This is a genomic window from Streptomyces sp. SCUT-3 (genome assembly GCF_014083985.1).
Taxonomy (GTDB): domain Bacteria; phylum Actinomycetota; class Actinomycetes; order Streptomycetales; family Streptomycetaceae; genus Streptomyces_H; species Streptomyces_H thermolineatus.
Genome location: NZ_CP046907.1, coordinates 1226526 through 1238855, shown reverse-complemented (window position 1 = coordinate 1238855; position 12330 = coordinate 1226526). Strand labels below are relative to the sequence as shown.

Below are 12330 nucleotides of genomic sequence, written 5' to 3'. Positions count from 1 at the left end.
GGAACGGCCGAGGGGGAGCAGCATGTCCACCACGTCGGTGATCGCGATGGACCAGTGGGGCGAGGAGTTCGTCGCCGACCCCTACCCCTTCTACGCCCGGATGCGGAAGAGCGGACCGGTGCACCTCCTGGAGCAGCCGGGCGGCGTCGGGGTGTGGCTGGTCGTCGGCCACGAGGAGGCCCGGGCGGCGTTCCTGGACCCCCGGCTGGTCAAGGACTGGTCCGCCGCCTCCGCGGCGTTCGCCGCAGCGGCCTCCGCGGAGGGCACCAACCGGTCGGACCTGGGGCCCAACATGCTCACCGTCGACCCGCCCCACCACACCCGGCTGCGCCGCCTCGTGGCCAAGGAGTTCACCGCCCGGCGGGTGGAGACCATGCGGCCGCAGGTCCAGCGGATCACCGACGGGCTGCTCGACGCCATGGCGCCCGCGGGCCGGGCCGACCTCGTCGACGCGCTCGCCTTCCCGCTGCCCATGACCGTCATCTGCGAACTGCTCGGAGTGCCCTTCCTGGACCGCGAGGCGTTCCGCGAGTGGTCCAACGAACTGGTCGCCCCCACCGGCGACCCGCAGCGCACCGTCGAGGCCGCCACCGCGATGAACGCCTACCTCCAGCAGCTGCTGGAGGACAAGCGGAGCCGGCCGGGCGAGGACCTGATGAGCGCCCTGATCCGGGCCACCGACGAGGACGGCGACCGGCTGACCGCCGACGAGCTGCGGGCGATGGCCTTCCTCCTGCTCGTGGCCGGCCACGAGACCACCGTCAACCTGATCGCAGGCGGGATGCACGCCTTGCTGACCCATCCCGAGCAGCTCGCCGCGCTGCGCGCCGACCCCTCCCCGCTGGACAACGCGGTCGAGGAGATGCTCCGCTACGACGGGCCGGTGGAGAACGCCACGATCCGCTTCGCCGCCGAGCCGGTGGAGATCGCCGGCACCGTGCTCCCGGCCGGCGCCCCGGTCCTGATCGGCATGGCCTCCGCGGACCGGGATCCGGCCAAGTACGCCCGGCCGGACGAGTTCGACATCCGCCGCGACGCCTCCGGCCACCTGGCCTTCGGGCACGGCATCCACCACTGCCTGGGCGCCCCGCTGGCCCGGCTGGAGGGGCGGATCGCGGTGGCCTCCCTCCTGGAGCGCTTCCCCGACCTGGAGCTGGACCCCGACGCGCCCGCACCGACCTGGCGGCCGGGCATGCTGATCCGCGGCCCCCACCACCTGCCGGTGCGCTACAGCTCCAGCAGGTAGGAGACCGAGGCCCGGACGTCGCGGACGGGGCCCTCGCCGGGGGCGGGTTCGCCGGCCAGCACGCAGTCCTGCTCCAGCACGTACCAGCCGTCGTAGCCGTCGCCCTCCAGCGCCTCGACGATGGCGGGCACGTCGACGTCCCCGTCGCCCAGCGGCCGGTACATCCCGGCGGCCACCGCCTCGGCGTACCCGGTGCGGCCGGAGCGGACGGCCGCGGCGGCCGCCGCGTCGACGTCCTTGAGGTGGACGTGCGCGACGCGGCGGCCGGCCCGGCGGGCCAGCGCCACCGGGTCGGCGCCGCCCGCCAGCAGGTGCCCGGTGTCCAGGCACAGCCCGATGCCGGACCCCTCCAGCACCCGGTCCACCTCCGGGGCGCTCTCCACCATCGTCCCCACGTGCGGGTGCAGCACCGCCGTCATCCCGTGGCGGGACGCGGCGGCGGCGATCCGCTCCAGGTTGTCCAGCAGGGTGCGCCAGCCGTCGCCGCCCAGGACGGGGCGCGCGTCGTAGCCGTGCAGCCCGGTGGCCGCGGCCACGACCAGCGTCCCGGCCCCGCTGCGGGCGAACTCCTCCAGAACCCCGGCGATCCCGGCCAGCGGGTCGCGCTCCGCGTCGTGCAGCACCACCGGTACGAAGCCGCCGACCGGGGTCAGGCCGTGCCCGGCCAGCACGGCGGTCCGCTCGTCGGGGCAGGCGGGGAGGAAGCCCTCGGGGCCGAACTCGGTGGCGGCCAGCCCCAGGGAGGCCATCTCGGACAGCACCCGCGGGGCGGACAGCTGGTGCCCCCAGCCGGGCACCTCGCACACCCCCCACGAGATGGGTGCGGCGGCGGTCCGGGACCCGATGCCGCGGGCGGTCGAGGGGGACACGGGGCCTCCTTGGTCGGTCCGGTGCTCCGGCGGCCCGTCGTTCCGCGCGTCGGCGGCTCCTGTCCGCCGCGCGGCCGGCCACGGCCCAAGATTCCCCTCCGGACCGGAGGTGTCAAACCTTTCCGGACGTACGGCGGCCCGGCCCCGGGACGGTCGGGGATACTGGACGGCTGCGGTCGGCCCCGGCCGCAGCGGTGCAGGAGCCGGGAAAGGACACGAGGACACAGCGATGGTTCGGACAGGTGTGCGCGCGATCGGCGCACTGCTGGCAGTGGCGCTGGGCGCGCTCACCGCCACCGGGTGCAGCAGCACCGGCGGCAAGCGGGCGGAGGAACGGGCGGAACGGGCGAAGGCGTCCGGAGCGGCGGCGGTGACCACCCCCCGCTGGACCGTCGCGATGGTGACCCACGCGGGTCAGGGCGACACCTTCTGGGACATCGTCCGCGAGGGCGCCGAGCAGGCCGCGGCCAAGGACAACATCGAGTTCCTCTACTCCCACAACAAGGAGGGCAACGAGCAGGCGCAGCTGGTGCGGGCCGCCGTCGACCAGAAGGTCGACGGCCTGATCGTCTCCCTCGCCAAGCCCGAGGCGCTGAAGGACGCGGTGCGCGAGGCCGTCGAGGCCGGCATCCCCGTCGTCACCGTCAACTCCGGGTCCGCGCAGTCCGAGGAGTTCGGCGCGCTCGCCCACATCGGGCAGGAGGAGACCACCGCGGGCGAGGCCGTCGGCGAGGAGCTGAACGAGCGCGGCAGGAAGAAGGCCGTGTGCGTCCTGCACGAGCAGGGCAACGTCGGCCACGAGCAGCGGTGCGACGGCGCGGCGAAGACCTTCGGGGGGAAGATGGAGAACCTCTACGTCGACGGCACCAACATGCCGGACGTGCAGGCCGCGATCGAGGCGCGCCTCCAGGCCGACCGGGACGTCGACGCCGTGCTCACCCTCGGCGCCCCCTTCGCCGCGACCGCCGTCAAGGCCAAGGCGGACGCGGGCAGCAGGGCCGAGATAGACACCTTCGACCTCAACGCGCAGGTCGCCCGCGCGCTGTCCTCGGGCGACATCGGCTTCGCCGTCGACCAGCAGCCCTACCTGCAGGGCTACGAGGCCGTCGACCTGCTGTGGCTGTACCGCCACAACGCCAACGTCCTCGGCGGCGGGCGGCCGGTGCTCACCGGCCCGCAGATCGTCACCGCGAAGGACGCCGAGGAACTGGCCGAGTACACCGCGCGGGGCACCCGGTGAGCCCGGCCGCACCCGCACCGACCGCCCCGGGCGGCACCGACGCGGCGGCCCGGGCCGCCGGGAGCCCACCGCCCCGCCCGTCCCTGCGCAGGCTGCTCGGCCGGCCCGAGCTCGGCTCGGTCGTCGGGGCCGCAGCCGTCCTCGTCTTCTTCTCCGTCGTGGCCGACAGCTTCCTCCGGGCGTCCTCGCTGTCGACCGTGCTCTACGCGGCCTCGACCATCGGGATCATGGCGGTCCCGGTCGCCCTGCTGATGATCGGCGGCGAGTTCGACCTGTCGGCCGGCGTGCTGGTCACCACCTCGGCCCTGGTCTCGTCGATGTTCTCCTACCAGATGACGGCGAACGTCTGGGTCGGCATCGGGGTCTCCCTGGCGGTGACCCTGGCCGTCGGAGTCTTCAACGGCGTGATGCTGGTGCGCACGAAACTGCCCAGCTTCATCGTCACCCTGGGCACCTTCCTGATGCTCACCGGCCTCAACCTCGGCCTGACCAAGCTGATCAGCGGCACCGTCAGCACCAAGGGCATCGGCGACATGGAGGGCTTCGCCTCCGCCCGCGTCCTGTTCGCCTCCCGCCTGGACCTGGGCGGCGGGATCGGCGTCCGGGTCACGGTGGTGTGGTGGCTCGCCCTGGTCGCCCTCGCCACCTGGGTGCTGCTGCGCACCAGGGCCGGCAACTGGATCTTCGCGGTCGGCGGGGACCAGGAGGCGGCCCGCGCGGTCGGCGTGCCCGTCGCCCGCACCAAGGTCGCCCTCTACACGGCGGTGGCCTTCTGCGCCTGGGTCTCCGGGCAGCACCTGCTGATGTCCTTCGACGTCGTCCAGTCCGGGGAGGGCGTCGGCAACGAGTTCCTCTACATCATCGCCGCCGTCATCGGGGGCTGCCTGATGACCGGCGGCTACGGCTCCGCGATCGGCTCCGCCGTCGGGGCGCTGATCTTCGGCATGACCAGCAAGGGCATCGTCTACGCCCAGTGGGACCAGGACTGGTTCAAGTTCTTCCTCGGCGCGATGCTGCTGCTGGCGACCCTGCTCAACGCCTGGGTCCGCAAGAAGGCGGAGGCCACCGCATGACGGACGGAAGGCGGACGGCCGGGGACGGGGCCGCGGCGGCCGGGGGCGGGGAGGCGCCCCTGCTGGAACTCACCGGGATCGGCAAGGACTACGGCGCGGTCCGCGCCCTCGAAGGGGTCTCGCTGACGGTTCGGGCCGGGGAGATCACCTGCGTGCTCGGCGACAACGGCGCCGGGAAGTCCACCCTCATCAAGATCGTCTCCGGGCTGCACCGGCACGACGCGGGCACCTACCGGATCGGCGGGGAGGAGGTCGTCCTCGGCTCCCCGCGCGAGGCGCTGGACCGCGGCATCGCCACCGTCCACCAGGACCTGGCGGTCGTCCCGCTGATGCCGGTGTGGCGCAACTTCTTCCTCGGCTCCGAACTCACCCGCGGAAGGGGCCCGCTGCGCCGCCTCGACGTGCGCGCCATGCGGGCGACCACCCGTGACGCCCTGCTGCGCATGGGCATCGACCTGCACGACGTCGACCGGCCCATCGGCACCCTCTCCGGCGGCCAGCGGCAGTGCACGGCCATCGCCCGCGCCGTGCACTTCGGCGCGAAGGTCCTGGTCCTCGACGAGCCCACCGCCGCCCTGGGCGTCAAGCAGGCCGGGGTCGTGCTCAAGTACGTGGCCGCCGCGCGCGACGCCGGCCTCGGCGTGGTCCTGATCACCCACAACCCGCACCACGCCCACCTCGTCGGGGACCGGTTCGTGCTCCTCAAGCGCGGCACCATGGCCGGCAGCCACGCCAGGGAGGAGATCTCCCTGGAGGAGCTGACCCGGCAGATGGCCGGGGGCAGCGAACTGGAGCAGATCGGCCACGAACTGGAGCGCGCCTCCCTCCGGCGCCGCGACCCGGCGCCGGACGGGGCCCCCGAACCGGACGGGGAGCAGGCTCGGGGCGGGGGTCCGGGCGGGGGGCGGAACCCCGGGGAAGGCGGCCGCTGAGCGCCGTCGTGGCCCGTTCCGTGCGGATTTCCGCACCGGTAGGGCAGAATCGGGGCCGGCGGGGTGCGCGCCCCGCCGGCCCCGGCAGGGGAAGGCAGGAAGGCCCCGGGCCTTCGGGAACCACCAGGGACGAGACCACCGTTGCCAGCACGAGCCCGCACCGAAAGCAGCCCCCGCCGCCCGCGCGCGCCCCGCGGGGCCGGTGCCGCCCGGGCGGCGGCCGCAGGGGCCGCCGCGTGAGCGTCCACCGCGAACGGCCCTTCCGCGGCTCCGCCGCCCGCGCCACGGTGCTGCGCACCGCGGGGCGCCGCGAACGCCGGTCGGTGCTGGCCGCCCCGCGGGTGCCCACCGTCGGGATCGACATCGGCGGCACCAAGGTCGCGGCCGGCGTCGTCGACGCCGACGGCGTCATCCTGGAGCGGCTGCGCACCGAGACCCCGGACAAGTCCAAGAGCCCCCGGGTCGTCGAGGACACCATCGTCGAACTGGTCCTGGACCTCGCCGACCGGCACGACGTGCACGCCGTCGGCATCGGCGCGGCCGGCTGGGTCGACGCCGACCGCTCCCGCGTACTGTTCGCCCCCCACCTGTCCTGGCGCGACGAGCCGCTGCGCGACGCGCTCTCCACCCGCCTCGCCGTGCCCGTCATGGTCGACAACGACGCCAACACCGCAGCCTGGGCCGAGTGGCGCTTCGGCGCCGGCCGCGGCGAGGACCACCTCGTCATGATCACCCTGGGCACCGGCATCGGCGGCGCCATCCTCGAGGACGGGCAGGTCAAGCGGGGCCGGTACGGAGTCGCCGGCGAGTTCGGCCACATGCAGGTCGTCCCCGGCGGGCACCGCTGCCCCTGCGGCAACCGCGGCTGCTGGGAGCAGTACAGCTCCGGCAACGCCCTGGTCCGCGAGGCCCGCGAACTGGCCGCCGCGGACTCCCCGGTCGCGCACACCATCGTCGAACGGGTCGGCGGCCGCATCAGCGAGATCACCGGCCCGCTCATCACCGAACTGGCCAGGGAGGGCGACGCGATGTGCGTCGAACTCCTGCAGGACATCGGCCAGTGGCTCGGGGTCGGCATCGCCAACCTGGCCGCAGCCCTGGACCCGGCCTGCTTCGTGATCGGCGGCGGCGTCAGCGCCGCCGACGACCTGCTCATCGGGCCGGCCCGGGACGCCTTCCGGCGGCACCTGACCGGCCGCGGCTACCGACCGGAGGCACGCATCGTGAAGGCGGAACTCGGGAACGACGCCGGCCTGGTCGGCGCCGCCGACCTCTCCCGGCTGATCGCCCGGCGCTTCGTCCGGGCCAAGCGGCGCCGGGTCGAGCGGTTCGAGCGGGCGGCGGGTCGATGAGCGGGCACGTCCCGGCCCCGGACGGCGGCGCACCCGGCGGCGGTGCTCCCGGCGGAGGAACTCCCGGCAGCGGCGCTCCCGGCGGCGGCGGGCGCCGCCGCTGGGTGACCTGGCTGGTCGTCGCGGTGCTGGTCCTCGGCCCCGCCACCTACTTCGTGATCTCCGCGGTGCAGAGCCGCGAGAGCGGCAGGGACAAGCAGCAGGCCGCGGCGGCCACCGGGATGACCACCGGCTGGCCCACCAAGCTCCAGCGCCGGATCTACGAGGTGCCCCTGCCCGCGGGCTCGACCGGCGCCGCCTTCCTGGAGACCAACTCCTGGGAGACCAGCTCCCTGTACGTGCGGTTCACCACCGGCCCCGGCGGGCTGGACAGCTTCCTCGGCCGGATCGGGACCAGCCGGTCCTCCCTGCGCCCCGGCGCCGGGGCCGTCGACGCCGGGCAGCGGCGCACCGCCGGCTGGACCCTGGAGGATGCCCCCGGCGTCTACGGCACCGAGGTCGAGCAGGACGGCGACCGCCCCGACCACGACGTCGTCGTCGACCTCAGGAACGAGCGCCGCCCCACGGTGTACGTGGTCTCCACGGTCGACATGTGACCGCGACGCGCTCCGGGCGGGCGGCCGCAACGTGAGCCCCGCGGAGGACGGTTCCGGGACCGTCCTCCGGCCCCGTCCCGCCGGGAGCGGAACGGAGCAGGCCGTCCTCGGATCCGGCTTCCCGGGAGAACCGGGGCCCGCGGCCGTCCACGAGCACGTGGGGCGGGGGAGGCCGCGGACTCCGGCGAGCACCGGCTCGGGCCGCCCGCGCCGGATCCGGCGGTTCGTGCCCCGCTCCACGGGTCGGCCGCCGGCCGTTGACGTCCGGCACGAGGCCGGTTACGTTCGACTGGAACAAAAATTCTAGAAGGGCTGCTCCAGTCGGGAAACCGCCCTGTGACCGCCGAGACCGCGCCCCGACGGGACACCGGCGGCCGCCGCAGCCGTGCAGAAGCGGGCCGCACGGGCAGCACGACCGGATCCGGCCCCGTGACCAGGAGCAGTGCAGCATGACCGAAGCACCCCCCACCGCCCTCGTGATCGCCGGCAGCAGCGGCATCGGCGCCGCCTCGGCACGCGAACTGGCCGCGCGCGGCCACCGGGTGGCGGTGCTGGCGCGCGGAGAGGGGGTGGCCGGGCTGGCCGAGGAGATCGGCGGCCTCGCCATTCGCGGCGACTACACGGAGCCCGGGGTCGTCGAGGCGGCCGTCGGGCAGGTGGTCTCCGCCTGGGGCCGGCTGGACGTGCTGGTCAACAGCGCGGGCCACGGCCCCAAGGGGAAGCTGGAGGAGCTGACCGACCAGGACCTGGCCGCCGGCTTCGACCTGTACTTCTACAACGTGGTGCGGGCCTGCCGCGCCGCCCTGGCGCCGATGCGCGCGCAGGGCGGCGGCAGCGTCGTCAACATCTCCTCGGCCAGCCCCACCGAGCCCTCGCCCCGCTTCCCCACCTCGATGGTGGCCCGGGCCGCGATGACGACCTGGACGAAGCTGTGGGCGGACGAAGTCGCCGCGGACGGCATCCGGGTCAACAACGTGCTCCCGGGGTACACCGTCGCCGACCCGGAGTCCGTTCCGGCCGAGTGGACCTCCGCGATTCCGCTGGGCAGGGCCGCCTCCTGCCAGGAGGTCGCCCGAACGGTGGCCTTCGTGGCCTGCGACGCCACGTACACCACCGGGCAGAACCTGCGCGTCGACGGCGGACTGACCCGCGGCGTCTGACCCCCGTCCGCCGGGCGGCTCAGGAGTCCGGCCGCTCCTGGGCCGCCCGGCGGGCGAAGTTGTCCACCACGCCCTCCAGCGCCTGCGTGGCCAGGTCGGCGTACTCCTCGAAGTCCAGGTCCAGGTGCACCTCGGAGTTCGCATGGACGTAGAAGCCGTCGGTGAACGCCAGGCTCAGCACCGCGAGCTTGGCGGGCACGTCGGGGAATCGCTCGGCGACCTCGGCGGGGACGGACTCGGTGACCCGCTGGACGGTCACCTTGAACATCTCCTCCCGGATCCGCAGGTACGCCGCACGGACCTCGCTGTCCTCGCCCAGGCCGCCGAGCCGCTTGCTCAACGCCCAGACCATGGCGGCCTTGAGGAGGGCTTCCTCCTTCGTGTGCTGCTCCGGATCGGCACCGGCCAGGCCGGCGATGCCGCGTGACAGTTTGCCGCGCAGCCCCTCGGGGCCGGCGTGGATCCTCGTCCACACTTCGTAGCAGTGCTCGAGCAGGGCGACGAAGAGCTGCTCCTTGTTCTTGAAGTGCCAGTAGACCGAGCCGATGGGCAGGCCGGACTCCGTGCTGACGGCCGCCATGGTCGTGCCCTGGTAGCCGTGCTCCACCGCCAGGTCCAGTGCCGCCTGCAGGATCTGCTCCCGGCTCCGGTCCGAACGCGCCTGCCGCGTGCCCTTCGTGCCGCCGCCCCGCTGCGTGCCCTGCTGCGTGCCCTGCTTCATGCCGCCACCCTGTCGCCACGCCTGTCGTCCGTGCCCCGCCTCGCCGGCGTTCTCATTCTAGAACCCGGCTACTACTGAAGCCGGGGTCCAGGGCAGCCGATCCGGCAGGCATGCGTCAAGTGCCCGCCCGCGGCCGCGGCGACCGCGGCGACCGCGTCGGCCGCGTCGGCCGCGGCGGCCGCGGCGGGACGGTGCGCGGGAGCCGTCGCGAGGCGGACCGGGCGGTCGCGACCCTCGCGACCGTCCGGCGCCGGACTCGACGCGCACCGTCCCGCCGGGGTCGGACCCCCGCACTCCGTCAGGCGGCGCAGGCAGCCTCGAGGACCCGGGCAAGGACGTCGTCGAGCTCCTGGGCCAGGCATTCGGCGGCGATCACATGGTCGGGGCGGACGACGACCGCGCCGACCGGCCGTGCGTCGAACCAGGCCTGCAGGCCCGACTCGCCGCCGAGGTCGCCGACGACGGTGACGCCGGCCGCGGCATGCCTGCGCGCCCACGGCAGCTGCGCCTTCGGCACCACCTGCACGAGGCGGGCGCCGAGCCGGTCCAGCGCGGTGCGCCTCGGGGCCGACAGGAACGCCGTCGGGTCGTTGTTCCAGGCGAGGATCCGCCAGCCCTGCCCGGTCGCGTCGTCGAGCAGCATCTCGACGCCGTCGGCATCGGTGGCCGTCGGCTGGGGGAAGATCGTCCCGGCCAGCCGGGGCACGTCGCGGTCGGGCAGCGACTTGGACGCCGGCAGCGGGGTGTGCACCACCACGCCCCGGTCGAACTTCGGCTGGGGCTTGAACGCCTGCCGCTTCTGGGCCTCCCGCTCCTCGGGGGTGCGGCCGGCGGCGATCCGGTCGCGCTCGGCGGCCTTCTGCGGATCGTGGTCGGTCATCTCCTTCGCCATCTGGAGGGAGACGGCCACCATCTGCGTGACGTGGCCCAGCCGCTCGGTCTCGTACGTGTCCAGCAGGCCGTCGGTCGAGAGGCCCTTGACGACGGCGGCCAGCTTCCAGCCGAGGTTGAAGGCGTCGCGGATCCCCGAGTTCCAGCCCTGGCCGCCGACGACCGGCATGACGTGGGCGGCGTCGCCGGCGAGGAAGATCCGCCCGTGGCGGAACCGCCCGGCGACACGGGCGTGGTGCCGGTAGACGCGGCGGCGGATGATGTCCAGCGCGGACGGGTCCGGCACGTGCGGTGCCAGCAGGCCGAAGACGAACCCGTCGTCGTCGACGTCGGCCTCGGACTCGTCCTCGAAGAGCGTGAACTCCCAGCGCCGGATGCCGTGGGGCAGGGCGATGGAGGCGTAGCTGCGGGCCGGATCCCCGCCGAAGACGGCATGGGGCGTACCGATCGGGTCGTTGGCGACGTCGATCACGATGCCGTCGGTCGGCCGGGTCTCGCCCTCGAACGAGATGCCCAGGCGCTTGCGGGTGGGCGAGGCCCCGCCCTCGGCGGCGACGGCGTACAGCGCGCGCACCGTGTCGCCGTTCGCGAGGGTGGCGACCACGCCGTCCGCGTCCTCGGACAGGTCCACGACCTCGGCGCCGAAGCGCACGGCGGCGCCGGGGAAGCGGTCGAGGCCGGCGAGCAGCACCCGGTCGACCAGCGGCTGCACGAAGCCGTTGCGGCGCGGCCAGCCGAACTCGCGCGTCGTCGGGTTCACTTCGGAGAGGATCGCCCGGTCCCCGTTGATCATGTAGATCTTCTGGTCGGGAATGGTGTGGGGGAGCACCTCGTCGACGAGGCCGGCGGTCTGCATCGCGCGCAGTGCTTCGTCGTCGATACCCACGGCCCGCGGGTAGTCGATGAGTTCGTGCTCCCGCTCGACGACGAGGACGTCGACGCCCTGCTGCCCGAGCAGGTTGGCCAGGGTCAGGCCGACGGGGCCCGCACCGACGACGAGAACGTCGCAGGCCTGGTTCATGAGGTGCTCCGTGTGGATCGTGCCGGGTCCAGCCCGGCGATGGTGTCGCCGAACGCGCGGTTCAGCAGGACGAGATCGATGCCGAGGCCCGTGTAGTCGACGAGGCCGTCGGCGAACAGGCCGGCCGCGTACTCCGGCCGGCCGGAGTAGATGCCGAGGGTGACGCCGTGCGCGGTCGTCACCTCCCGCAGGTACGCGATCGCCTCGCGGACGGGGCCGTCCTCCCAGTCGCCGCGTCCGGGCAGTCCGTAGGAGACGGCCAGGTCGGCCGGCCCGATGTAGACCGAGTCCAGGCCCGGGGTCGAGACGATCTCCTCGGCGCGGTCGACTCCGGCCCTCGTCTCGATCTGGGCGACGGCGGACACCGCGCGGTTGCCCGCCCCGGTGTACGAGTCGCCCGGGTACAGCGCGGGCCTGGACGGCCCCAGGCTGCGGTTTCCGACCGGCGGGTACTTGGTGGCGGCGACCAGGGCCTCGGCCTCGGACCGGGACTCGACGGTGGGCGCGACGACGCCGCGGGCCCCGCTGTCGAGGAGCCGCAGGATCGGGGCGGGGTCCAGCGAGCCCACGCGCGTGTACGCGTACGCGTTCTCCCGCGGGATCGAGCGCAGGATCCCGCATGCCGCCTCGAGCCCCAGTTCGCCGTGCTGGAGGTCGAGGATCACGCCGTCGTAGCCGGCGGCCGCCGCCCACTCCGGCATCGAGAAGGAGGGGACCGTCTGGTGGTACAGGACGGGGTTCCTGCCGCCGAGAGCTGCCTGCTTCACTGTGCCGGCCCCTCTCGCCCGGCCAGGCGCGCGGCGTGCGCCGCGGCCGCCCCTCCGCCGAAGACCGGCACGATCTCGCGGCGGGAGAACAGCCACCGGCCGTCGACCCTGCGGTAGCGCTCGCGGAACTCGCCGACCGAGGCGGGCAGCGTCTGCGGCTCGTTCGTGTCGCGGAAGGTCAGGTACTGCACCGTTCCCTCGACCTCCTCCCCGTCCTGCACCAGGCGGATCCCGCCGATGAAGTGGCGGCCGACGACGTCCGTCTGCAGGGCGCGCCTGGCCCCCCAGGCCTTCATGGCCTCGCGGTCCATGTCGCCCATCGGGCCGACCGAGACGCCGTCCTCGGTGTACAGCTCCCAGGTGGTGTCCGCCCGGTTGTGGTCGAGGCGGTAGAGCATCTCCGCGATGAGCTGCTCGATCTCGACGCGGGTGGCCGCGTCGACGGGGCGGTAGTCACTCATG

General features: G+C 74.1%; 12 protein-coding genes. 7 read left to right on the top strand and 5 right to left on the bottom strand.

Annotated elements, in window-relative coordinates:
• Positions 1-22: 22 nt before the first annotated feature.
• A complete protein-coding gene (locus tag GQS52_RS05395; protein WP_182311910.1) occupies positions 23-1246 on the top strand; it encodes a cytochrome P450 in 1224 nt (407 codons plus the stop codon).
• Here the strand turns inward: GQS52_RS05395 and GQS52_RS05390 are convergent.
• Positions 1228-2115 carry a TIM barrel protein gene (locus tag GQS52_RS05390; protein ID WP_220472743.1) on the bottom strand — a complete coding sequence of 296 codons (888 nt, stop codon included), beginning with the start codon at positions 2113-2115 and terminating at the stop codon, positions 1228-1230. The genes GQS52_RS05395 and GQS52_RS05390 overlap by 19 nt on opposite strands.
• 229 nt (positions 2116-2344) lie before the next feature.
• Here GQS52_RS05390 and GQS52_RS05385 point away from each other — a divergent pair, with 229 nt between their 5' ends.
• From GQS52_RS05385 to GQS52_RS05360, 6 genes are all read left to right on the top strand, one after another.
• On the top strand, positions 2345-3355 hold the full coding sequence (locus tag GQS52_RS05385) for a sugar ABC transporter substrate-binding protein (RefSeq protein ID WP_182311909.1): 1011 nt from the start codon (positions 2345-2347) through the stop codon (positions 3353-3355).
• An 83-nt stretch (positions 3356-3438) separates the two neighbouring features.
• Positions 3439-4428 carry an ABC transporter permease gene (locus GQS52_RS05380; protein ID WP_182316227.1) on the top strand — a complete coding sequence of 330 codons (990 nt, stop codon included), beginning with the start codon at positions 3439-3441 and terminating at the stop codon, positions 4426-4428.
• The gene (locus GQS52_RS05375) at positions 4425-5360 is read left to right on the top strand and encodes an ATP-binding cassette domain-containing protein (protein WP_182311908.1); all 936 of its coding nucleotides are present in this window, start codon (positions 4425-4427) and stop codon (positions 5358-5360) included. Before GQS52_RS05380 ends, GQS52_RS05375 begins: the two co-directional genes overlap by 4 nt.
• A gap of 236 nt (positions 5361-5596) precedes the next feature.
• On the top strand, positions 5597-6712 hold the full coding sequence (locus GQS52_RS05370) for an ROK family glucokinase (RefSeq protein ID WP_182311907.1): 1116 nt from the start codon (positions 5597-5599) through the stop codon (positions 6710-6712).
• Entirely contained in the window at positions 6709-7308 is a 600-nt protein-coding gene (locus GQS52_RS05365) for a hypothetical protein (RefSeq protein ID WP_259370604.1), read from the top strand. The genes GQS52_RS05370 and GQS52_RS05365 overlap by 4 nt, the downstream gene beginning before the upstream one ends.
• Before the next feature lie 449 nt (positions 7309-7757).
• Positions 7758-8468, top strand: coding sequence for an SDR family oxidoreductase (locus GQS52_RS05360; protein WP_182311906.1), 711 nt, complete (start codon positions 7758-7760; stop codon positions 8466-8468).
• Between the two features lie 19 nt (positions 8469-8487).
• On the opposite strand, the gene GQS52_RS05355 is transcribed toward GQS52_RS05360, so the two are convergent.
• From GQS52_RS05355 to GQS52_RS05340, 4 genes are all read right to left on the bottom strand, one after another.
• Entirely contained in the window at positions 8488-9189 is a 702-nt protein-coding gene (locus GQS52_RS05355) for a TetR/AcrR family transcriptional regulator (protein ID WP_182311905.1), read from the bottom strand.
• Positions 9190-9487: 298 nt separating this feature from the next.
• Complete coding sequence (locus GQS52_RS05350) at positions 9488-11101, bottom strand: bifunctional 3-(3-hydroxy-phenyl)propionate/3-hydroxycinnamic acid hydroxylase (protein ID WP_182311904.1); 1614 nt, start codon at positions 11099-11101, stop codon at positions 9488-9490.
• Positions 11098-11868 (bottom strand): aldolase/citrate lyase family protein, encoded by a 771-nt coding sequence (locus GQS52_RS05345; RefSeq protein ID WP_182311903.1) that lies wholly within the window; start codon positions 11866-11868, stop codon positions 11098-11100. Before GQS52_RS05345 ends, GQS52_RS05350 begins: the two co-directional genes overlap by 4 nt.
• Positions 11865-12329, bottom strand: a complete 465-nt coding sequence (locus GQS52_RS05340) for a nuclear transport factor 2 family protein (protein WP_182311902.1) — start codon at positions 12327-12329, stop codon at positions 11865-11867. Before GQS52_RS05340 ends, GQS52_RS05345 begins: the two co-directional genes overlap by 4 nt.
• Between the last annotated feature and the right edge of the window lies 1 nt (position 12330).